Source organism: Fuerstiella marisgermanici (assembly GCF_001983935.1).
Classification (GTDB): Bacteria; Planctomycetota; Planctomycetia; order Planctomycetales; family Planctomycetaceae; genus Fuerstiella; species Fuerstiella marisgermanici.
In genome coordinates this window covers 7816029-7837449 of the sequence record NZ_CP017641.1, presented here as the reverse complement: position 1 = coordinate 7837449, position 21421 = coordinate 7816029, and the positions used below count along the sequence as shown (strand labels likewise).

Sequence of the window (21421 nt, the reverse complement as noted above, 5' to 3'; positions counted from 1 at the left end):
ATTCGATAATCTGCAAAACACTTCCAAAACTACCTGTCGCGTCGTTGACAGAACGACCCGACGTCCCTAACATGTGCGATTCCCCGTTTCAGGGGCGACGGAAATTTTACGTAAACCCTTTGGTGAAGGCGACTTGCGGTGGCTGCTGGCGATGAAAGTATCCGAATTCGGATGGAAGCTTACGACCATTCCGTGTTGGATCAGTCGGCGGCTGACATTGTCGACACTGCAAAACGCACTGGAGCGATCGTCCACGGTCCGATCCCGTTGCCGACTCGAGTTGAGCGGTACACGGTTCTTCGAAGTCCTCACATCGACAAAAAGTCGCGTGAGCAATTCGAGATTCGAACCCACAAGCGACTGATCGATATTTGTCAGCCTACCGGGAAGACGGTTGATGCTTTGAACAAGCTGTCTCTTCCTGCTGGTGTTGATATCAAAATTAAGGCGACCGCGACTGCCTGACGTTGGTGTTGCGGTTGCTGCTTGCTAATCCCGCCACATGTGTGGTTGGTGTTCCTTCTTTCGTGTTCAGCGCACGGGTGCTGTACTATGCCTGTTGGCTTACTTGGTAAAAAAATTGGAATGACGCAGGTCTATAACGACGAAGGTGTCGTTGTGCCTGTGACCGTCATCGAAGCAGGGCCTTGCGTGGTTACGCAAGTTCGCACTGTTGATCGAGACGGTTACGATGCGGTCCAACTTGGCTTCGGTGATCGGCCTCGACGGCTGGCGTCTCGAGCTGCTCGTGGCCACGTGGCTGCGATCTCAGGTCGCCGCCAGAAGGTGAGGGCTGCCACTGGTGTTGAATCGGCGGTTAAGGCAGAGTGTGAACCAAAGGTCTTTGTGCGGGAATTCCGCTGCGAAGACGCGGATCATGGCCTTGAAGTCGGGCAGTCTTTGGCAGCTGATGCTGTGGCTGACTGGAAGTTCATTGACGTGATCGGCACCTCAAAAGGTCGCGGACACGCAGGTGTAATGAAACGGCATAACTTCAAGGGCCAACGTGCGACTCACGGGGTTAAGCGAGTTCACCGTCACGGCGGATCGATTGGCCAGAGTGCCGATCCGGCTCGCGTGATGAAGGGGACTCGGATGGCCGGCCGCTACGGTGGCGTGAGAATCACAGTCCGAAATCTGAAAGTGGTTCGTGCGGACGCAGAAAACAATATGTTGCTGGTGGAAGGTGCTGTGCCGGGTGCGAACGGTGGCTTTGTTGTTCTTCGTCATTCGGCCCGAAATCGGAAGGCGTAGGTTGAGTCATGATTAGTATTCCGGTTCAGGATTTGAATGGCAGCTCATCTGGCAGCTACGAATTCGACCCAACGGATTTGGTAAAAGGCGAAATCAATCGCCAGCTGTTACATGATGTGGTTGTCATGTACGAGGCAGGCCAACGCGTCGGTACTGTCATGACCAAGTCTCGCGGCATGGTTCGTGGTAGCACCAAGAAGCTGTTCCGCCAAAAAGGGACAGGTCGTGCACGAGCTGGTAACGCCAGAACGCCGGTTCGCCGAGGTGGTGGACACGCGTTTGGCAAGAAGAATCGCGATTACAGCTATCGACTGCCTCGCAAGGCTGTTCGATTGGCAACTCGCATGGCCCTGCTGAGCAAGTTTCAGGATGAGCAGGCGGTTGTGCTGTCTGGATGGGGACTTGATTCCCCCAAGACAAAGTCAGTTGTTGCGGGATTGTCAGCACTCGGGGCTGGCGGGACATCAACACTGATTGTCACGGACGGCATTGACTCAAATGTTTACAAGTCGGCTCGAAACGTGCCGGACGTGCAGGTTTTGCCTGCTTCAGATTTGAATGCGTATTCGCTGCTGCGTCACCGCACATTGGTGGTAACAACGGCGGCTATGGACAGTCTTCTTGGGCGTGGCGCTGCGGTGCCAGCGTAGGTGATTAGAAATGTCTGACAAGAAGGTTGGGGTTCATCTCGAACCACACATGGTGATTCGACGGCCATTGGTGACCGAAAAAGGTGTACACGCTTCCGAAGCGCTAAATCAGTACGCTTTTGAGATCCACCCACTGGCATCTAAAACGGATGTCAAGCGAGCGGTCGAAGAGCTGTGGGACGTGCGAGTTGACAGCATCCGCACACAGAATCGCAAAGGAAAGCCACGCCGAGCACGTGTCGCCCTTGGGCACACCAAAGGCTGGAAGAAAGCGATTGTGAAGTTGCACGATGAAGATCGGATTTCGTTCTTCTAGAGATTGGCTGTGGAATCGAGCTGGTTCTGCTTGCGAGGTTAATAATGGGAATTCGATTTTATAAACCAGTGACTCCGGGACGTCGCGGCGCTTCTGTGTCAGACTTCGCGGAAATTACGGATCGCAAGAAGCGGCCTGAAAAGTCGCTGACCGTCCGCAAGAAGATGACAGGCGGTCGCAACAATCAGGGCAAGATCACAGCGCGTCACCGAGGTGGTGGACACAAGCGACTGTATCGAATTATCGACTTCAAGAGAACAAAAGATGATGTGGTTGGGACTGTCACTCACATTGAGTACGACCCGAATCGCACATGCCGAATTGCGTTAGTTGAATACGCCGACGGCGAAAAACGATACATCCTCGCCCCAGAGGGCTTGAAAGCCGGTGCAAAAGTCCAAAGCGGTGAAACTGTTGAGCCAGTACTTGGCAACTGTATGCCGCTGAGTGCAATTCCACCGGGGACAGACATTCACAATATCGAAATGCAGCCAGGGCGCGGCGGACAAATGGTCCGGAGTGCTGGTACGCGAGCGGTCCTAAACGCTCGTGAAGGTCGTTGGGCACAAGTCACTTTGCCAAGCGGTGAAGTTCGTCGCTTGCCAAGCAAGTGCCGAGCCACCATTGGTGTTGTCGGTAATCATGAGCACAGTGCTATCGTTTACGGTAAAGCCGGACGGCGACGCTGGTTAGGCTGGCGTCCACACGTTCGCGGAACGTGTATGAATCCAGTCGCTCACCCAATGGGCGGTGGTGAAGGCAGAAATTCCGGCGGCCGACATCCGTGTAGTCCGACTGGCAAATTGTCCAAAGGTGGTCGCACACGTACGAAGCGTAAGGCTTCTAACAAAGCGATAATTCGTCGGCGTCGGTCACGCCGATATGGTGAAGTCAAGGTTTGAATTGTTAGGTTGGGGTTCTGATTCATGGGTCGATCGCTCAAAAAAGGGCCGTACGTTGACGCCAAGCTGCTCAGCAAAGTTGAAAAGCTGAACGAAGGTGGACGTAAGGAACCGGTTAAGACATGGGCTCGTGCCTCGACGATCTCACCTGAGTTCGTTGGACACACGTTTTTAGTGCACAACGGTCGCACACACATGAATGTGTATGTGACGGAAGATATGGTTGGCCACAAGCTGGGAGAATTCTCTCCCACGCGAACGTTTCGCGGCCATGGGGCGAAGGGTAAGAAGTAGTCATGGGTGTTGTGAACGCTACTCATCGCCACGCGCGAATCTCGGCGACTAAGGTACGTCCTTTTGCGAATATGATTCGCGGAATGTCTGCCGGCGAAGGTGTCGAAGCCTTACGCTATGTTCCAAACCGAGGTGCTCGGTTTCTGGAAAAGGTACTGAAGAGCGCCATCGCCAATGCGGAAGATCGCGGCGTACGAAACCCCGATCGTCTGGTCATCTCAGAATGTCGTGTCGATGGCGGCCCGATGTTCAAGCGAGTTCGCCCGCGAGCTCGAGGTATGGCATTTCTGATTCGGCGACGTACGGCTCACATTCATGTGGGCGTTGATGCTCCTGAGTTGGGTTAATCTTCACCGTATTCGGTTACCACATTCCAGAAAACAAATGGTTACAGCTTAGTAAAGGTTGAGGCAATGGGTCAAAAGGTCAGGCCGACAGGATTTCGAGTCGGTGTCATGGAAAACTGGCGTAGTCGGTGGTATGCACCGAAGCGCGAGTACGGCGACCTTCTGGCGGAAGACTTCAAGATTCGGAAGTACGTCAGCGAAAAATATCAGTTCGCAGAGATTGCAAAGGTTGAGATCGAGCGGACACGTGACCAGGTCATCATCCACCTGTTCACGGCGCGTCCCGGTGTCATCATTGGGCGAAAAGGGCAGGAAGTTGACAGGCTGAAGGGCGACCTTGAAGAGTTGACCGGCCGGCGAATGGACTTGAAGATTGTTGAAATAGGAAACGCTAATCGAAACGCCAAGCTGGTCGCAGATAAGATCGCCCAGCAGCTTTCGAAGCGAGGAAGTTTTCGTCGAGCGATTAAGAAGACGCTTGATGAAGTGATGAGTTCGGGTGTTTACGGTGTGAAGATTGAGATGTCCGGTCGCCTCGGTGGTGCTGAGATGTCGCGAAAGGAAAAGGCCAGTCGTGGCTCGATTCCACTTTCAACGCTGCGTCGACATGTGGACTATGGTTTGTCAGAAGCGAAAACTCCACAGGGAGTTATCGGCGTAAAAGTTTGGATCGACCTGGGCGACTATTCGGACGAGGAGACTGCAGATGGCACTAATGCCAAAGCGGGTCAAGCATCGAAAAAGCCAAAGAAGACGTATAAAAGGTAATGCCCTTCGGGGTAACACCGTCGTTTTTGGCGAATGGGGTCTGCAGTCGATGGACGCAGGCCATGTGACTGCGCAAACAATTGAAGCATGCCGTATTGCGGCAACACAATACGTTCGAGGTATTGGCAAGGTTTATATCCGAGTCTTTCCGCACAAATCCGTAACCTCTCGTCCGCTGGAAACGCGAATGGGTAAAGGTAAGGGTGAGCCGGATCGCTGGGTAGCCATCGTCAAGCCGGGGACGGTGATGTTCGAATTAACGGGCGTCGACAAGGCTGGTGCGCGCGACTGTTTTAACCGAGTAGCTCATAAGCTTCCGGTTCGAGTACGCTTAGTCGGCCGTCGGCCGGTTGTGCAATAAATAGGGCGTAAGGTGATTTAATGACCAAGGCAACGTCGCTGCGGGAAATGTCAGACGAACAACTGGAACACGAACTGCGTGAGACTCAACAGTCTCTGTTTCGTGTACGGTTTCAGTCGGCAACGGAAAGAAATGATGCACCGAGCAATGTGCGTAAGTTGCGCCAAATAGTCGCTCGGGTAAAGACTATTCAGCGGGAGCGGGAAATCTCCGCTGCTGCTAGTTAATTTGGTTTGTTCAGAGAAGTTGCAGTCAGCGATGAAAAGAACTCTCGTCGGTACCGTAGCCAGTGATAAGGCTTCCAAGACATTGCGTGTAGAAATCCAGCGAAGGTTTCGCCATCGAAAGTATGGCAAGATCGTTCGCGGAAGAACCGTATGTCATGTTCATGATGAAAATGAAGAAGCGGCCGTCGGAGACCTGGTTGAGATCGTTGAGGCACCACCTCGCTCAAAGACAAAGCGATGGGATCTGGTACGAGTGGTCCGGGAATCGGACGATGTAACGGCAGAAGCTGCGGCCATTAGTGCTGATTCAGAATAGCAGAACAGAGTCGCGTAGGCGGTTCTTCTGTGGAGATTGTTTCAATGATACAAATGCAAACCGTCCTGGATGTCGCTGACAATTCCGGGGCAAAACTTGTGCGTTGCATTAAGGTACTGGGCGGCTCCCGTCGCCGGTATGCAACTCTTGGTGATGTCATTGTCGTCAGCGTCCAAAAGTCGCTGCCCGGCAGTAGCGTGAAATCAGGGTCTGTTGTCAAAGGCGTAATTGTTCGCTGCCGTAAAGCGTCTCGTCGAGACGACGGCAGCTACGTACGTTTCGACCGCAACGCAATTGTTCTTATCGACAACGACCGCAATCCTCGCGGAACACGAATTTTCGGCGCTGTGGCCCGAGAGCTTCGCGAGCGGAAATTTATGAAGATTGTCAGCCTCGCCAACGAAGTGGTATAGCTGTTCGCGCAACTGACTTCGCAGAGGCGAAATCGAGAATTCAAAATGACACGTTTGCTCGAAAAATACAAATCTGAGATCGTTCCGAGTCTTAAAGAAGAGTTGGGACATAAGAACGTTCACGCTGTACCCAAGTTGGAAAAAATTGTTATCAGCATGGGTGTCGGTGAGGCCGTTCAGGATCGCAAGCGGCTTGATGCTGCAGTGGATCACCTCACGATTCTAAGTGGCCAGAAAGCGGAAATCCGACGAGCGAAGAAGTCGGTTTCCGGATTTCGACTACGAGAAGGCATGCCGATTGGCTGTCGAGTAACTCTCCGTGGCAAGCGGATGTATGAGTTCCTGGACCGCCTGATTACTTTGGCACTGCCTCGTGTTCGCGACTTCCGCGGCGTGAATCCCAAAGGTTTCGACGGTCGAGGAAACTACAACTGCGGGCTGCAGGAACAACTGGTGTTTCCAGAGGTTGATCCAGAAACAGTCACGCAGCCGCAGGGCATGAACATCACGATTGTTACGACGGCGACAACCAATGAAGAAGGGCATTCACTGTTGAAAGCCTTCGGCATGCCGTTCAAAAACAAAGATTCAGATCGTTAATCTCTCACCGAGTTTGGTTCGGATACATGGCAAGTAAAGCAAAGATCGAAAAATCAAAACGCACACCGAAGTTCAGCAGTCGGATTGAGCATCGGTGTAATCTTTGCGGTCGTCCCCGGGCTGTTTACCGCAAATTCAAAGTGTGCCGAATCTGCTTCCGCGACTTGTGCCTTGACGGCCTTGTTCCGGGTGCTCGTAAAGCGAGCTGGTAGGCGTTTTCAACGGTACCTTTCCGCGTCGTGTTATTGACGCTGGCTGGCAAGATATTTTAGTCGAGTAACCTGTCTCATGATGACCGACCCGATAGCTGATCTGCTCACCCGTATTCGCAACGCAATGCATGTCGAACGCCCGTTCGTCGACATGCCGACGTCTAAGATGAAAGTCCGACTCGTTCAGGCGTTGGAACGCGAAGGATACGTCTGGGAACATGAGATCGTCGAAGAAGAGGGAATGCCTGCTCCAACGCTGCGAATTCCTTTGAAGTACGGCCCTAATGGCGAACACGTAATTCAACACATCGAACGAATCAGCAAGCCGGGTCGACGGGTATTTGTCAAAGTGTCGGAGATGCAGGAAGTTCGTCAGGGATTAGGCATTTCTATCTTGTCGACATCCAGCGGCGTTCTAAGCAATCGTGAAGCTCACAAACAAGGTGTGGGTGGAGAACTTCTCTGCCAGTTGTGGTAGACCTACCTTCGTCACGTTCATTCGAATCAAGAACTGGTATTTGAGCAATGTCTCGAATTGGAAGAAAACCTATCAGCTTTCCGGCCGACGTGGCAGTGGCCATGAATGGCCAGCAAGTCCATGTTAAGGGACCGAAGGGTGAGCTGAGATTTGACCCGCATCCCAACATGTCAATCACCGTCAATGATGGTGACCGACTGGTGCAGGTGAACCGTCCGGACGACACTCGTGAAAACCGAGCGTTGCATGGACTGACGCGAACCTTGGTTCAGAATATGGTGGACGGCGTCACCAAGCCTTTCGAACGTCGATTGACGATCGTTGGCGTCGGGTACAATGCGTCACTTGCTGGTAACAAACTTTCATTGCAGGTTGGGTTTGCCAACACCGTCGTTCTGGAAGTTCCGGAAGGCGTCACTGTCGATGTGCCAGCTCCTACCAGTGTGATCGTTCGAAGTGCTGACAAGCAGGCCGTTGGTCAGTTTGCAGCAAATGTTCGATCGGTACGTCCGCCTGAGCCATACAAGGGTAAGGGCATTCGGTACGAAAACGAGCAGGTTCGCCGCAAAGCCGGTAAAGCCTTTGGTTCCAAATAGTGCTGCGAGCATCGCACATCAGGTTGGTTGAAGATAATGAAAACTCAAAAGCGATTGGCGCAACGTTCAAAGCGACGTGGATTCCGAGTTCGGAACCGCGTTAGACGTGACGCGCATGGGCGGCCTCGACTGTCGGTGTTCAAGAGCAACCGACATATCTACGCGCAAATTATCGATGACGCACAGGGACGCACACTCGTTGCGGCCAGCACTCTCGAGTCGGCTGTTGCTGGCGCAGGAAAAGTGGCTGGGACCTGCGAGATGGCGGAAACCGTGGGGAAACTCATCGGTGAGCGTGCCAAGGAAAAAGGCATTGAGTCCGTCGTGTTCGATCGCGGCCCGTTTCGTTATCATGGCCGCGTGGCTGCGTTGGCGGAAGCCGCACGTGCACAGGGTTTGACTTTCTAAAGCCGGTATCGGTTCAGTAGAGATTGAGGTATCAGAGTGTCTTCAAACGATTCACAACGCGATTCCGGCGAATCGGTCATTCAAATCCGTCGCTGTGCCTGCGTGGTCAAAGGTGGACGACGTTTTAGTTTCGCTGCACTGGTTGTTACTGGTGACCGAAACGGCCGAGTCGGCTACGGGTATGGCAAGGCTAAAGAAGTACCGTTGGCCGTTGAAAAAGCAACGAAGGCTGCGAATCGGTCACAGCAGAGCTTTTCGATTGTCGAAGGCACGATTCCTCATCAGGTAATCGGCACCTATCGAGCCTCTCGAGTTTTGCTGTTACCTGCGAAGCCCGGTACGGGTGTGATCGCCGGCGAATGCGTTCGCCTGGTGCTCGAATCCGTGGGCATGACTGATATCTTGACAAAGAGTTACGGATCGCCAAATCCATTGAATTTGGTAAAGGCGACGTTTGATGCGTTGTCGCAGCTACAGACACGCGAAGAAGTCAGTCGACTGCGGGGAGTTTCATTGTCATGATTTTGAATGACGTTCATACAGGTATTCAGAAACGCAAGCCACGCAAGCGTATCGGTCGAGGTCCGGGATCAGGCCACGGCAAGACCAGTGGTCGCGGCCATAATGGCTACTTTAGCCGGTCGGGATCTCGACGTCGCCAGGGTTTCGAAGGCGGTCAGATGCCTTTGTTTCGCCGCGTCGCGAAGCGAGGTTTCAATAACGCTGCATTCGCTGACACAGTAGTCATCATCAATGTTGGCCAGCTGGAGAAAGCGTTTGACGATGGGGCTGACGTCACTATTGAGTCTTTGGTAAAACGCGGACTTATCCCAGGGCGACACGACGCATTGAAGGTATTGGGCGACGGCGAACTTTCTAAGAAGTTCACTGTGAAAGCTCACCGCTTTTCAAAGAGTGCAGAACAGAAAATTGTCGCAGCTGGTGGCAAGTTTGAATTGGTTTAATTCTGGAGCAGACATCGGTTGCCTGTGGAAACTTCGCAGGGATTGAAGTTTCAGAGAGATCTATATGTTCTCCAAATTACTAACAGTATTCCGTGTACCGGAACTCCGTCAGAAGATTCTGCTGACCCTTGGGTTGCTTGCAGTTTATCGGATGGGGTTTTCGATCACGCTGCCGTTTATTGACCACGATGCGATTCGCGAAGCGACCGCAGCAGGTGGCGGTGGCGGTTTGAGTGACATGTTGAAGATGGTGCAGGTCTTTTCGGCCTCCAACATCACCAACGGTTCGATCTTCGGTTTGGGCATTATGCCCTATATCACCGCATCAATCGTATTTCAGCTGTTGGGCACCGTGTATCCGCCGTTGGAACAACTTCAGAAGGAAGGCGAGTCCGGACGTCGGAAGTTGAATGAATATACTAGGTATGCAACTGTTATCATTTGCCTGCTGCAAAGCTTCTTTCTGCTGAAAGGATTGGCGGGCGGACAAGTGACAGGTCAGGGCATCGTGCTCGATGAATACAGCAGTTTTGGTTGGATTCTGGTTGGCACGCTCGTGATGACGTCGGGCACCGTGTTCTTGATGTGGATCGGTGAGCAAATCGACGCCTATGGAATCGGTAACGGAATCAGCTTACTGATTATGGCGGGTATTCTGGCTCAAATGCCGGGCACCGCTGGCGGATTCTTGACTCGGTTTCTGGATGGCGGATTGCAGCTCGGCGGCGGGCAGGGCGTTGAAATCCTGTTGGTGCTCGCGGTTCTGTTTGTTGCAGTAATTTGGGGTGTTGTTTACATCACTCAGGGACAACGTAAGATTCCAATTCAAAGCGCTAAGCACGTCCGTGGTCGCAAGGTTATGGGCGGGCAGCGACAGTGGCTGCCGTTGCGAGTCAACCAGGCCGGCGTGATGCCCATCATTTTCGCGTCCAGCTTACTGTTGTTGCCATTTTTCATATTCAACCAGTTGGCGGCGATTTGGCATGGAAATGCCGTGCTCGACCAGTTAAAGCAGGCATTCAATCCCGGACAGGGATTTGTTTACAACCTGTTTTACGTCATTCTGATTTACTTTTTCTGCTACTTCTGGACAGCAATCACATTCAACCCCAAGGACATGTCTGAGAACCTGAAAGACAGCGGAAGCTTCATTCCAGGTTATCGTCCCGGTGGTCGTACGGCGTCGCATCTTGAGCAGGTGATGATGAGAATCACTTACGTCGGTGCCGCGTTTTTGGCAGTGATTGCGGTTTTTCCGACAGTTATCTCCACGACTCTGACCGGCGATTACGCCATTGCGAGCTTCTTCGGTGGCACGGGGCTGTTGATTATTGTTTCTGTGGCATTGGACCTGGTCCAGAAGATCGATTCGCATTTGGTGATGCGGAACTATTCTGGCTTGTTGGACACTGAAGATTAGATCAGGCCGTTTCGGCTCTGTTTGTTTGTCGGGAGTATACGCGATGAAAGTTCGATCAAGCGTCAAGCGAATCTGCGAACACTGTAAGACAGTACGTCGTCGCGGTCGCGCATATGTGATTTGTTCAGCCAATCCTCGCCATAAGCAGCGTCAGGGTTGATTGATCGGTTAAGCCTACGCATATTCATAAGAAGATGTCGTAGTTGAGTCAAAATTTTTGAGTTGCTGTGAGAGCCGAAAGGCCAGACAACTCAAGTTTTCTGAGGCAGTCGCCTCTTTGGAGTGAGTTTCGATGCCTCGTGTTCTCGGTGTGGACATCCCGAACAACAAGCCAACGTACATTGCGTTGACCTACCTTTTTGGTGTGGGCCGCGTGTTGGCTGTCAATATCTGCTACGAACTGGGGATCGATCCTCAGACACGTGCCAGCGATCTTTCCGAAGACGACGTCAGCCGGATCACCAACCACCTCGACAAAAACTACACGGTGGAAGGTCCGCTACGGCGAAAAGTCCAGCAGGACATTGGCCGGTTGCGTGAAATTCAGTGTTACCGCGGACTGCGACATCGCCGTGGGCTGCCAGTTCGCGGTCAGCGGACGAAAACTAATGCCCGTACAAGGAAGGGTCGTAAGAAGACAGTTGCTGGTAAGAAGGGTGTGAAGGATATGAAGCACTAAACATCAGGTGCTTGAGATTGTTGAGTCTGGATCATTCTTTGTATGTAGTTTGAGGCGATACGCGTGGCTAAGGGTAAGACTAAAAAAAGAGTTCGTCGTAACGTGACGAAGGGTGTTGCATTTATTAAGGCGACATTCAACAACACGATTGTGACAATGACTGACATTAACGGCGATGTGCTTTGTTGGGCAACCGCCGGTACTGTGGGCTTCAAGGGTAGCAGAAAAAGCACGCCGTTTGCGGCTCAACGGGCATCTGAGACGGTTGCTGAGCGAGCTGCGAAGTTCGGTGTGAAAGAAATTGAAATTCGCGTGAAAGGCCCAGGCTCAGGTCGTGAAAGTGCGATCACTGGTCTTCAGTCTTCCGGCATTACTGTACGTTCCATCGAAGATGTGACTCCGCTGCCGCACAACGGCTGTCGTCCACCTAAAAAGCGCCGCGTTTGATCTGCTGCGTTGGTGTGTTTTAGAAGTCTGCTTTGAGTTAGCCCTGAGTACCGGAGAGAGAAGACAATGCGAATTCGATGGCGTGGTTTGGAGCTCCCAAGTCGAGTTTTCCCTGTACGCGACACTCTGACCGCGTATTACGGTAAGTTTATCGCGGAACCCTTTGAACGTGGCTTCGGGTCTACGGTCGGCAACAGCCTCCGCAGAATCCTGCTGTCCAGCCTCGAAGGTGCTGCGATCACAAAAGTACGCGTGCAAGGCGTTCAGCACGAGTTTACGACAATCCCCGGCGTCGTCGAAGACATCACGGACATCTGCCTGAACCTGAAGTCACTTGTTCTGAAGAACCACAGTGCGTCCGTCAAGACGGTTCGTATTGAAAAGAACACACGCGGCGTTGTCACAGGAGCGGACGTGATCTGCGATGACCAGATTGAAGTCATCAATAAAGATCTGGTCCTCGCAACGATGACCGACGATGTCCCGTTCAACATCGAAATGACAGTTGAGAATGGTCGCGGGTACGTACCAGCAAGCGAGCATTATCACAGCGACCCGGAAGTCGGCGTAATTCCACTGGATGCGGCATTTTCGCCCATCGTGCGAGTCCGTCATGAAATTGAAGAGACTCGCGTCGGGCAGCGAACCAACTACGATAAGTTGAACCTCGAAATTTGGACTAACGGAACGGTATCACCAGCAATGGCGCTGGTGGAAGCCGCCAAGATCCTGCGTAAGCATCTCAACTGTTTCATCACCTATCGCGAGCCTGGTCCAGAATCCGCTCCGGAAGGTGGCCTGAAGGGCATGATGGAATCAACCGGCTACTCGCCAGTTGATATGGAACTGGAAGAGAAGCTAAACAAAAGTCTCGCAGAATTGAATCTGTCTGTCCGGGCGACAAACTGCCTTGAGTCCGTCGGAATCAACACTGTTCGCGACTTGGTCGTTCGTTCAGAAGACGAGTTGTTGCAGGTTCGCAATTTCGGCGAAACCACACTGGACGAAGTTCGCGAACGACTCGGTGAGATCGATTTGCGTCTCGGCATGCGATTGCCAAACCAGCAACCGGGTGGCTAATCGCTGTTTGGATGCTGCTCCTTAGTTAGAACATGAGTTTAAGTAGTTACTGTTTCTTCGAAACCTGAAGTAGAGAGCTGTCGCCATGCGACACCGAGTTAGTGGCCGAAAGCTGGGTCGAAATGCATCGCATCGAAAAGCGATGTTTCGCAACATGGCTGCCAGCCTGATCAAAACTGTACGAATCGACGAAGACGATCCGCAACGACCAAAAGTTGCGGGACGTATCGTGACGACCGTCCCTAAAGCTAAGGAATTGCGTCCGTTCGTAGAAAAGCTCGTCACGCTGGCGCGAAGTGCGGCAGCGCACGAATCTGCAGCCGCTGAATTCGAAAGCGATGCCGAAAAAGGCACGGACGAATGGAAGACATGGCGTAGTTCCGACAAGTGGCAGCAGTGGTCTCAGCAGATTGCTCCTGCCGTCGCACTGCGACGCCGAGCGTTCTCAATGCTACGCGACAAGGACGCTGTCTCCATTTTGTTTGATGAGTTGGCAGAACGATTTGCGGACCGTCCGGGTGGATACACTCGAATTGTCAAATTGCCAAATGTCCGACTGGGAGACGCAGGGGCTCAGGCTTTGATCGAGTTCGTTGGTGAACGAGATCGCGTGAAGTCCGCTAAGCGAGCGGCTCCTGTCGTAGAAGACGAGCCAACTCCCGTTGCTGAGACCAGCGAACCTGCCGAGTCTGAAGCAAGTGCGGAGAAGACCGAAGAATAGTCGGCGGAAGACAATCCAGAGACTAAGTCAACAGGCCACCTACCCGGTGGCCTGTTTTCGTTGGTGGGATGATATTGGCGCGATCTGAAGAAAAGCCTAGCCTTTCCTGTCGTCCAGAAATGGGCACTGCCACTTTTCCCGCGTCCGCGGGTTCCGTGCTTTCGGGTGAACTACGATTTTGTCAGGCCAGCTCTTCGATTTCTGTACCGCAATGCGGCGACTCTGTGAGGACGTGTGCCGACGTCATCGCGAGTTCGAGCATATCGACATGAAGCGGGTCGCGGTCACTTTTGCTCAAACGCGATCGCCAGTCGAATGGGGTATGCAGGCCAAGCTAACTCCCATGCGGTTCGAACGCGGCGCGATGACTCAGCGACGCGATGGGCAGACGTGGACTGTGCAGCGGCTATTCCATAACGGCCATGAGATGCTGTACATCCTAACGTTTTATCTGCCGCGATTTCTAAACCAGACGTACATGGAGAAACTCGTCACGGTCTTCCACGAGCTGTACCACATCAGCCCGGCGTTCGACGGAGACATCCGACGATTTGAAGGAGCCTGTTACATGCACACAGGCAGCCAGGCCAGCTACGACAAACAGATGGAAGAATTCGTACGACAATACCTGCGGATGAAGTCACCAACGTCGCTGCGTTTGTTCCTGCGGCACGACTTTCACGGCTTGCGGAAATCTCACGGCAACGTGGTCGGGCTTCGGCTGCCGAATCCTCGCATCATCCCGATGGATGACGCGGCGTAGCAAGCGGTCCACTTCAGAAGGCAAACTCGCGATGGATTTTGACCCGGCTGACGTTCGACCGTCGGTCTTCTACCAGCAGATGATCCACTGTATCGTGCCTCGGCCAATCGCCTGGGTATCGACGATCTCGGAAGACGGTGTCACCAACGTGGCTCCGTTCAGCTACTTTACTGGCGTTGGTTCCCGGCCGCCCACGCTGTTGTTCTGCCCGGCAAACAACCGAAAAGGCGAACCGAAAGACACGCTCCGCAATATCCAACAGACTGGTGACTTTGTGGTAAACATTGTTTCTTTTGCGCTGGCCAAACAGATGAACGCATCTGCCGCCGACGTGCCGTCTGAAGAGTCTGAATTCGATGCCTGCAACCTGACTCAGAAATCAAGTCTCAAAGTTAAGGCTCCGCGAGTTGGCGAAGCGCCGGTTCAGTTTGAATGCACGACTCGGCAGATTCTAAACATAGGCGATGGCCCAGGCGGAGCGAACATCGTCATCGGCAATGTGGTCCACGTTCACATCGACGACGCTGTCGTGGGTGCCAAAGAACTGGTCGACCCGGACCAGCTGGACGCAGTGGGACGCATGGGCGGGCTCAGCTACTGCCGGACACGCGAACGATTCGACCTGAATCGTCCCGGATCGTAGCCCAACTTCAGATTCCGTGAGACAAACCCGAGGCCGTAACGTCTTCTTACCAGAGGACAATAGTTATGGCGACGACAGGTTTGGCAACAACCGGGATCACACGTGCTGTCTTCCGACGAATTATCTGCTTTGTGGCGACAGCACGCAGCAGCCCTGCGGCTGATTGCTCGCGGCCGCTGCGGAACGATCATCGATGGAGCAGCCGACGACTGCGTACAGGAAGCGTTTGTCCGGCTGGCGGCGGCGGAACCTCCACCGCGAGAACCAGCTTCCTGGCTGCTGACCGCCGTTCGCAACGCAGCCATCGATGCGCTGCGATCTCAACGCAGCCGCGTGCGGCGCGAACAGACAGTTGCCGCCGATCGACCACAGTGGCTGGAACCCGTCGACACCGCCAGCATGGACCAACCGTCGGCCGACGATGTGCAAATCGCTTTGCAGCAACTGGACGATACAACTCGCGATATCGTGATCGCTCATCTTTGGAACGACATGACGTTCCGGCAAATCGCGGATGCCATCGACCTGTCGGCGGCGACCGCTCATCGAAGATACGAAGCCGGTATTAGTCAGCTTCGAAAATTGATGTCGACCGCTGCAACTACAAATGAATCGTAGCAATTGGACAAATGAGCTGATGAAAAACACTGACTCAAAATTCGAGCAGCATCTGCTGCAATTGAAACCGACGGACTGTGACAAACTCATCACCGACACGTTCTATCAGGCCGGCTGGGAAGCCAGCGCGCGGTCGCGTGTCGCGTCAGCTTCAAGCCATAGATGGCGCACTGTATCGACGCTCCTCACAGGAACTTTATGTGGCATGGTGATCTCGGCGGGGTTTAATTCATGGCGGGATCGCTCAGTCGATGCAACGTCTCGCATGCCAGTTGCCGCAAATGTTGAGCCGACCACGGAAGATGGGATCGCAGTCGTACCTCCGGTCACCGTTGGCGAAAGCAAGCGAAATGCAATCGTCAATTGGCCTGAACTGACGGCTTCGTTCCTACCATGGCAGAGAATGCTGGCCGAGCCGGAAGCGGGTGTGATTCCGCCTGCGGCAATGCCGCTAAGCGTTGCCGCAAGGCAGCAGTGGGGCGACGAGCGAATCGCGAACTTCCCACGTGGTTATAGTCGCCATGCAGCGACCAACGAAGCAACGGCTCAAAATCCGGTGATGAGAGCTTTCCCTGCCACCGAACAACGCGTGCTGGAACTGCTATAGGCATCATTGGTGTAGTGGAACTTACGGCAGACGAGCAGTGGGCCGATGCGCCTCAGAAAAACGTGCCTGAGCAAGCAGCGATTGGCAATCTCAACGCAATTCAAAGGGACAAGACCATGCGACATCTCAGACTTTTGATGACTCCAGTTATCCTGATGCCACTTCTGGCGCAATCGACCACCGTCGCACGGATCAAGGGCCTGCTGACCGTGCCGCAGCTGGTTGCAGTTGTCGCCGACGTCAAACCGCTCGGGTCGACGATGACGCTCGAAGATCTTCAGAAGACGAACAAACGGGCGACCAGAGAAGAAGCCCCGCCGGTGATCACGGTGCAACCTGCAGCCGAACCAGAGCCCGCGCTGAAAATTCGCTTCTACCCTTATCGCTGGGAACTGAAGCCTGGTTCAGCCCTGCTGCACTTTTCGCGAGCTCAATTAATGTTTGCTCAGCTTCCGGGCGAGAAACCGGCGTTGTGGCAGTCCAGTGAATGGCTTGAGGGTGAAGGCGATGGGCCAATCCCCACAGCGCAGGAACTCGAAAAGGTTGTCCTGTCGCTGGAATACATCTACTCCGAACTGCACCAGATGGCGTTGTCAGAAGACTTCGGCTTTGATCATCGCATGCGAGATTTGAAGGGAACGGACATCTATACCTACCGGCTTGCAGATATTCAGGAAGCTCGGGCGCTGGCGCGTATTCTGGTATTGAAGATTCGCTATCAACTTTCAAAGAAGGATTTTGATGGAGCGTTCTCGTCCACCACGGACGGGCTGCGGCTGGCTGAGTTTGTCGGTCAGGGTGAGTCGCTGATTGTGAAGCTTATCGGCACCGCGATCCAGAACATGATGCGAGATCAGATCACGAAGGCAATCTCCACGCCGGGTTGTCCGAATTTGTACTGGGCTTTAGCGAGTATTCCTCGACCGCTACTTAGCGTGCGTGAATCGGTGATGTGGGAGTTGCGCAACACCCCTCAAGTGCTGCCCCAATTGGCGGAAGCCGAAACGGACACCTGGACGGACGCCGAGGCGGGGGAAAAATGGGCTTCCCTGGTAGACGCTCTCGCCGAACTCGGTGTCTCAGGCATTATTGCCGACGACGCTCGCGTGGCGCTCGCCATCGCCAGCGTGACTTTTGTCGACAGTGCTCGCAAACGTCTGATCGAAAGAGGTGTCCCTATCGAGCGCCTGAAGAAACTACCGGGTCTGCAGATCGTGCTGATGGATGCAGCGAAGGAACTTCGGCGAGTTGGCGACGACCTTGGAAAAACATACCTACTACCCGTCGCGATTGGCAATGACGTTATGAAACGGGAGAACCACCGGTTTCAGCAGTGGATCCAACAAAATCGAATGTCGTCGATGGCGGCGATCATTGCAGGGCTTTTGTATCCCGCGGGCGCTCAGGTTCGAGAAGCCGAACTGCGAACTCAAATGGCGTACAACCGCCTGATGACGCTGGAGGCACTGCGGATGCACGCCGCGACGCACGACGGCCAGCTTCCGAAATCGCTGGCGGACCTATCTCCCATGCCTGCCATGCCGGACGCGTACACGGGCAAGCCATTCGAGTACAAACTTGAAGACATCAATGAAACCAAACACGTGACACTCACGGCCGCCGGTCCGACCAATTACAAGCCGCTGCAAGTGTTACGTGTGCGGTTTGAAGAGTAAGGATTGTTTAGTGGCTGACAGATCGTTTAACCCGCAGCCGAAGGCGCAGGCGTCTTTTTGTGCCGGCGTCAATGAGTCTTCAGCTTCCGCACGCACGAAGCCGCCCCAGCCACGCCTGCGCCTTCGCCTGCGGGTTAAACGACTTATCTCGACAACCTCCCCAGAAATCACCGTTCTCTCTCCTGTTAGGACACGCCAAATGAACTCTCAACCTCGTTTACATTCACGTTGTCTCATTGCTGCGATGGTGTTGGTTGCCCTGCCGTCGCTGATCGCATTTGGCCAGACCGACGTGACCAGCAACACGGCTCCCGTGCAACGTTTTCTTGACAGCGACACAGCAGTTGTCGCGTGGGCCGATCTTTCGCAAATCGACCTGGATGATCTGGCGAAATTCATGACGACAACCGGTCCGTCGTTTAACGATATCGAGCAGGCAAAAGCGGCTCAGCAGGGTTTGACCAAACTCGGCGTAACGCGCGTGTACTGGATCAGTGATCTGGCCGAACTAAGTCGCGGGCCGAGGGCGGCGGTTGTGCCAGTGCCCCAGGAGAATGCCGATGCGGTGTTGCTAATTCTAAACGCGATCGCCGAATCCACTGGCGGAACTACCATTGCCGACGGGCAACATGTGTTAATCGGCGACCCCGAAGAAATTTCACGTCTCCAGGGTGAACACAGCGGCGAGCCGGACGCGGAATTCCTTGCGACAGTCAACAACATTAAACATCCTCACGCCGTGGCGTTAAGAACGCCGGCCGAGGCCATATTGCCATTGGCCTCATTGCTGCCGGAGGTTTTCGGCGCTGATAGTCGTCGCGCGACTACGGCTGCAGAACTATTGTGGAAATTAAAGTCGGTGACTCTGTCTGGAACACTGCCACCGTCCAACATGCGTTTGCAAGTGAACACCAATTCTAAGGAATCTGCAGCCGGTGTGGCGAAGTTGCTGAATGACTGGACGACCTCAGAAATTAAAGACAAAGCAGATGTGCTGCAAACGCGGGCCGTTGGCAGCAGCGTCGCGCTGGAATCCAAATCAGAGGGCGATACGTCGGCAATCATTGATAGCCTGAAGGTACTTGCATCTCCCGCTCGGCGTCGAGCTCAGCGAATGACGACCATGAATTCGCTGAAGCAGATCGGTCTGGCGATGCACAACTTCTATGACACCTACGGAACCTTCCCCCCGCAGGCGCTGGCCAACAAAGACGGGAAGCGACTGTTAAGCTGGCGAGTGCTGATTCTGCCGTATCTGGATGAGTATCCGCTGTACAAAGAGTTTCGCCTGGATGAACCGTGGGACAGCCCTCACAACATCAAGCTGGCAAAACGAATGCCGTTTACTTACCGAGGTAGCCAGACAAATCAGGCCGACATCGAAGCGGGCAAGACTCGCATGGTGGCACCGTTGATAAAAGTTGAATTGCCCGGCGGGAAGAAAGCCATCTACAGCGTCTTCGCGCGGCCAGAGGGCGGAACTCGGTTTCAAGACATCAACGATGGCACCAGCAATACGCTGCTTGTCGTCGAAGCGGGCGACGATCAAACCGTGTTGTGGACGAAACCGGAGGACGTGGAACTGGTTGAAAACGATCCAGTTTCACCGCTGCTGGATAAAGCAGCGAAAGGCTTTCACGCGTGCATGTGCGACGGCGCAGCGCGATTCTTTAGTGCCACCATCGCCCCGAAAACGATCCGTGCTTTGCTGACAATTGATGGCGGGGAAATAATTGAACAGGACGAGCTGTAGCGCGCCGTCACCGGACAAGAACAACAGTCAGCCCCGCACCAAGCAGGCCAAGCAGCAGGACCAGGAAAATCCAGATTAGAAGCGAGGTCTTGTAGACGATGTGCGGCGTCTGCTGGATGACGTCTTTGTATCCATCAGAAAAGAGGTCCATCCGGGTTCTTTGTGGGTGAGGCGTTAATTCGTTAGTTTTCGTGGGATGCAGGGAACAGACTTTTACGAACAGATTTTGGGACTGACGGGGCCGTGGTTTGTGGCGGACGTTCAGCTGGATATGGAAGCTCAACAGGTCGACGTTTTCGTCGAACATGGCGAGGGCGAAACTTTTTGCTGTCCGGATTGCGACAGGCAGCTGCCGTGCTATGACCACACGAAGTCTCGCCAATGGCGGCATCTGGACACGATGCAATTTGCGACCATCCTTCATGCCCGCACGCCTCGCGTGAAGTGCCCGGATCATGGCGTCAAACAGATCAGGCTTCCCTGGGCGGAAAAGAACAGCCGCTTCTCATTGTTCTTTGAACGCTTCGCCATCGACGTTCTTCTGGCCACACAAACCGTGAAAGGGGCGTGCAGCATTCTGGGGATCTCATGGGATGAATCGTGGCACATTCTGCAGAAGGCGGTGGCTCGCGGGAAGGATCGCAAACAATCGAAGAACCTCCCTCGAATCGGCATCGACGAGAAAGCCTTTCGAAAACGACACAACTACGTCACGCTGATCTATGACTTGGACAAGAGCACTGTCGAAGCGATTTCCGATGGTCATGACACGGCAGCCGCTGATGCCTGTTTCGATCAGCTTTCCGACAGTGAAAAGCAGTCTGTGGAGGCGGTTGCGATGGACATGAGTGCCGCATACGTCAAGAGCACCAAAGGCAACATTGCATTGGCCGAACAGAAGATTGTGCACGACCGCTTTCACATCATGAAGCTGGCAACCGAAGCCGTCGACAAGGTCCGTCGGTCGGAGCAGAAGAAGCTTCGCGCCGAAGGCGATGATCGATTGACGGGAACTCGGTATCTGTGGCTTTCAGGCCAGGAGAATCTCAGCGAAAAACAGCAGGAACGCTTTGATGCCGCATGGAAGGCAGAGTTACTCACGGGCAAAGCGTGGGCCTACAAGGAGATGCTGCGAGACCTCTGGGTTCATGACACTCCGGCAGAGGCCACGACGTTCTTCAATGACTGGTACAAGCGAGTCATCCACACAAAGCTGGAGCCAATGAAGAAAGTCGCTCGCACGATCAAAGAACGCTTAGCCAATGTGGTGAGCTACTGCACTCACGGAATCACAAACGCCGTCGCCGAAGGAATGAACAGCAAAATCATGGCCATCAAACGAAGAGTCGGCGGATACCGAAACCGCGACAACTTCAAAACCGCCATCCTCTTCTACTGCGGAGGACTCGATCTCTACCCACAATAATCCCGGATGGACCAGAAAAGACCATCCTGCCTTTTGCGCTGAGCAGCAGATACAGGATGTAGGCACCCATTATCGTGCCCAAGGGGATCCAAAACAGACTGAGCGCCGAAAGGATGCCGGATGTGATCCGAGCCCATGGACGCAACCGCCGAAGGCCAACGGCCGTCACAAGCTGCATGACGGCCAGCGCGAACGGCAGGATAAAAATAGTCAGATCCGTGGAACCAGACGGAGGTCGACCACGGCCGCCGCTCATCGTAATGGCGAGGCCCCAGAATAAGCCAAGCAAAGTCAGGCCGCCGCCAAGCAAGTAGAGCGTGCCGACCGACTTCAGGGATGCTTCGTGCGAAAGGTGCTTCCTGCGAACTTCTTCGACGTGACTGCCAGCATGACTTCCCGCCTCATCGATACTTTGGGGAGCCTGAAAGGGATTGTATTCTTCTGGGACATCGTCGCCGTACTGGTTGCCGCTCATGGATGA

General features: G+C 53.8%; 34 protein-coding genes. 32 read left to right on the top strand and 2 right to left on the bottom strand.

The genetic code is table 11. The features are described from left to right. The first annotated feature begins 138 nt into the window (after window positions 1-138). From rpsJ to Fuma_RS29405, 31 genes are all read left to right on the top strand, one after another. A complete protein-coding gene (gene rpsJ, locus Fuma_RS29555; RefSeq protein WP_077027281.1) occupies window positions 139-465 on the top strand; it encodes a 30S ribosomal protein S10 in 327 nt (108 codons plus the stop codon). Window positions 466-585: 120 nt separating this feature from the next. Next, complete coding sequence (gene rplC, locus Fuma_RS29550; protein ID WP_229360774.1) at window positions 586-1254, top strand: 50S ribosomal protein L3; 669 nt, start codon at window positions 586-588, stop codon at window positions 1252-1254. A gap of 8 nt (window positions 1255-1262) precedes the next feature. Continuing rightward, window positions 1263-1904: a 50S ribosomal protein L4 gene (gene rplD / locus Fuma_RS29545; RefSeq protein WP_077027279.1), complete on the top strand. Its 642-nt coding sequence runs from the start codon at window positions 1263-1265 to the stop codon at window positions 1902-1904. 10 nt (window positions 1905-1914) lie between these two features. Beyond that, window positions 1915-2220 (top strand): 50S ribosomal protein L23, encoded by a 306-nt coding sequence (gene rplW / locus Fuma_RS29540; protein WP_077027278.1) that lies wholly within the window; start codon window positions 1915-1917, stop codon window positions 2218-2220. A 44-nt stretch (window positions 2221-2264) separates the two neighbouring features. Further along, entirely contained in the window at window positions 2265-3122 is an 858-nt protein-coding gene (gene rplB, locus Fuma_RS29535; protein WP_077027277.1) for a 50S ribosomal protein L2, read from the top strand. Between the two features lie 24 nt (window positions 3123-3146). Continuing rightward, window positions 3147-3416, top strand: a complete 270-nt coding sequence (gene rpsS, locus Fuma_RS29530) for a 30S ribosomal protein S19 (RefSeq protein ID WP_077027276.1) — start codon at window positions 3147-3149, stop codon at window positions 3414-3416. Between the two features lie 2 nt (window positions 3417-3418). Beyond that, window positions 3419-3763, top strand: a complete 345-nt coding sequence (gene rplV / locus Fuma_RS29525) for a 50S ribosomal protein L22 (protein WP_077027275.1) — start codon at window positions 3419-3421, stop codon at window positions 3761-3763. A gap of 66 nt (window positions 3764-3829) precedes the next feature. Further along, window positions 3830-4531, top strand: a complete 702-nt coding sequence (gene rpsC / locus Fuma_RS29520; protein ID WP_077027274.1) for a 30S ribosomal protein S3 — start codon at window positions 3830-3832, stop codon at window positions 4529-4531. Next, the gene (gene rplP, locus Fuma_RS29515) at window positions 4470-4892 is read left to right on the top strand and encodes a 50S ribosomal protein L16 (RefSeq protein WP_077027273.1); all 423 of its coding nucleotides are present in this window, start codon (window positions 4470-4472) and stop codon (window positions 4890-4892) included. The genes rpsC and rplP overlap by 62 nt, the downstream gene beginning before the upstream one ends. A gap of 20 nt (window positions 4893-4912) precedes the next feature. After that, window positions 4913-5119 (top strand): 50S ribosomal protein L29, encoded by a 207-nt coding sequence (gene rpmC, locus Fuma_RS29510; RefSeq protein ID WP_077027272.1) that lies wholly within the window; start codon window positions 4913-4915, stop codon window positions 5117-5119. 31 nt (window positions 5120-5150) lie between these two features. Next, complete coding sequence (gene rpsQ / locus Fuma_RS29505; RefSeq protein WP_077028637.1) at window positions 5151-5435, top strand: 30S ribosomal protein S17; 285 nt, start codon at window positions 5151-5153, stop codon at window positions 5433-5435. Between the two features lie 44 nt (window positions 5436-5479). Continuing rightward, window positions 5480-5848 carry a 50S ribosomal protein L14 gene (gene rplN, locus Fuma_RS29500; RefSeq protein ID WP_077027271.1) on the top strand — a complete coding sequence of 123 codons (369 nt, stop codon included), beginning with the start codon at window positions 5480-5482 and terminating at the stop codon, window positions 5846-5848. A gap of 45 nt (window positions 5849-5893) precedes the next feature. Further along, entirely contained in the window at window positions 5894-6448 is a 555-nt protein-coding gene (gene rplE, locus Fuma_RS29495; RefSeq protein WP_077027270.1) for a 50S ribosomal protein L5, read from the top strand. A gap of 26 nt (window positions 6449-6474) precedes the next feature. Beyond that, window positions 6475-6660: a type Z 30S ribosomal protein S14 gene (locus Fuma_RS29490; protein ID WP_077027269.1), complete on the top strand. Its 186-nt coding sequence runs from the start codon at window positions 6475-6477 to the stop codon at window positions 6658-6660. Between the two features lie 76 nt (window positions 6661-6736). Next, window positions 6737-7138, top strand: coding sequence for a 30S ribosomal protein S8 (rpsH, locus tag Fuma_RS29485; RefSeq protein ID WP_077027268.1), 402 nt, complete (start codon window positions 6737-6739; stop codon window positions 7136-7138). A 47-nt stretch (window positions 7139-7185) separates the two neighbouring features. Further along, complete coding sequence (gene rplF / locus Fuma_RS29480; RefSeq protein ID WP_077027267.1) at window positions 7186-7734, top strand: 50S ribosomal protein L6; 549 nt, start codon at window positions 7186-7188, stop codon at window positions 7732-7734. 36 nt (window positions 7735-7770) lie between these two features. Next, window positions 7771-8142, top strand: coding sequence for a 50S ribosomal protein L18 (rplR, locus tag Fuma_RS29475; RefSeq protein WP_077027266.1), 372 nt, complete (start codon window positions 7771-7773; stop codon window positions 8140-8142). Window positions 8143-8178: 36 nt separating this feature from the next. Then, window positions 8179-8664: a 30S ribosomal protein S5 gene (rpsE, locus tag Fuma_RS29470; RefSeq protein ID WP_077027265.1), complete on the top strand. Its 486-nt coding sequence runs from the start codon at window positions 8179-8181 to the stop codon at window positions 8662-8664. Continuing rightward, the gene (rplO, locus tag Fuma_RS29465) at window positions 8661-9107 is read left to right on the top strand and encodes a 50S ribosomal protein L15 (RefSeq protein WP_077027264.1); all 447 of its coding nucleotides are present in this window, start codon (window positions 8661-8663) and stop codon (window positions 9105-9107) included. The genes rpsE and rplO overlap by 4 nt, the downstream gene beginning before the upstream one ends. 64 nt (window positions 9108-9171) lie before the next feature. Further along, window positions 9172-10527: a preprotein translocase subunit SecY gene (gene secY, locus Fuma_RS29460; RefSeq protein WP_077027263.1), complete on the top strand. Its 1356-nt coding sequence runs from the start codon at window positions 9172-9174 to the stop codon at window positions 10525-10527. 43 nt (window positions 10528-10570) lie between these two features. Further along, window positions 10571-10687, top strand: a complete 117-nt coding sequence (gene rpmJ, locus Fuma_RS29455) for a 50S ribosomal protein L36 (protein WP_077027262.1) — start codon at window positions 10571-10573, stop codon at window positions 10685-10687. 132 nt (window positions 10688-10819) lie between these two features. Beyond that, complete coding sequence (gene rpsM, locus Fuma_RS29450; RefSeq protein ID WP_077027261.1) at window positions 10820-11206, top strand: 30S ribosomal protein S13; 387 nt, start codon at window positions 10820-10822, stop codon at window positions 11204-11206. Window positions 11207-11269: 63 nt separating this feature from the next. Further along, window positions 11270-11653, top strand: a complete 384-nt coding sequence (gene rpsK / locus Fuma_RS29445; protein WP_077027260.1) for a 30S ribosomal protein S11 — start codon at window positions 11270-11272, stop codon at window positions 11651-11653. A gap of 66 nt (window positions 11654-11719) precedes the next feature. Continuing rightward, complete coding sequence (locus Fuma_RS29440; protein ID WP_077027259.1) at window positions 11720-12733, top strand: DNA-directed RNA polymerase subunit alpha; 1014 nt, start codon at window positions 11720-11722, stop codon at window positions 12731-12733. Window positions 12734-12818: 85 nt separating this feature from the next. Then, window positions 12819-13454, top strand: a complete 636-nt coding sequence (locus Fuma_RS29435; RefSeq protein WP_077027258.1) for a bL17 family ribosomal protein — start codon at window positions 12819-12821, stop codon at window positions 13452-13454. 211 nt (window positions 13455-13665) lie between these two features. After that, window positions 13666-14217: a putative metallopeptidase gene (locus Fuma_RS29430; protein WP_077027257.1), complete on the top strand. Its 552-nt coding sequence runs from the start codon at window positions 13666-13668 to the stop codon at window positions 14215-14217. A gap of 31 nt (window positions 14218-14248) precedes the next feature. Then, a complete protein-coding gene (locus Fuma_RS29425; RefSeq protein ID WP_077028636.1) occupies window positions 14249-14860 on the top strand; it encodes a flavin reductase family protein in 612 nt (203 codons plus the stop codon). A 102-nt stretch (window positions 14861-14962) separates the two neighbouring features. Next, window positions 14963-15478: an RNA polymerase sigma factor gene (locus tag Fuma_RS29420; protein WP_083732413.1), complete on the top strand. Its 516-nt coding sequence runs from the start codon at window positions 14963-14965 to the stop codon at window positions 15476-15478. 19 nt (window positions 15479-15497) lie between these two features. Continuing rightward, window positions 15498-16085, top strand: coding sequence for a hypothetical protein (locus Fuma_RS29415; protein WP_145944446.1), 588 nt, complete (start codon window positions 15498-15500; stop codon window positions 16083-16085). Between the two features lie 116 nt (window positions 16086-16201). Continuing rightward, complete coding sequence (locus tag Fuma_RS29410) at window positions 16202-17761, top strand: hypothetical protein (RefSeq protein ID WP_145944445.1); 1560 nt, start codon at window positions 16202-16204, stop codon at window positions 17759-17761. A gap of 199 nt (window positions 17762-17960) precedes the next feature. Then, complete coding sequence (locus Fuma_RS29405; RefSeq protein WP_077027254.1) at window positions 17961-19514, top strand: DUF1559 family PulG-like putative transporter; 1554 nt, start codon at window positions 17961-17963, stop codon at window positions 19512-19514. A gap of 7 nt (window positions 19515-19521) precedes the next feature. Here the strand turns inward: Fuma_RS29405 and Fuma_RS35490 are convergent, their stop codons facing one another. Continuing rightward, window positions 19522-19665 (bottom strand): hypothetical protein, encoded by a 144-nt coding sequence (locus tag Fuma_RS35490; RefSeq protein ID WP_158521178.1) that lies wholly within the window; start codon window positions 19663-19665, stop codon window positions 19522-19524. Between the two features lie 45 nt (window positions 19666-19710). Here Fuma_RS35490 and Fuma_RS29400 point away from each other — a divergent pair, with 45 nt between their 5' ends. Then, entirely contained in the window at window positions 19711-20940 is a 1230-nt protein-coding gene (locus tag Fuma_RS29400; protein ID WP_077023303.1) for an ISL3 family transposase, read from the top strand. Here Fuma_RS29400 and Fuma_RS35485 read toward each other — a convergent pair. Beyond that, entirely contained in the window at window positions 20888-21415 is a 528-nt protein-coding gene (locus Fuma_RS35485) for a hypothetical protein (RefSeq protein ID WP_077027253.1), read from the bottom strand. The two genes, Fuma_RS29400 and Fuma_RS35485, sit on opposite strands and share 53 nt — an antisense overlap. Window positions 21416-21421: the final 6 nt, after the last annotated feature.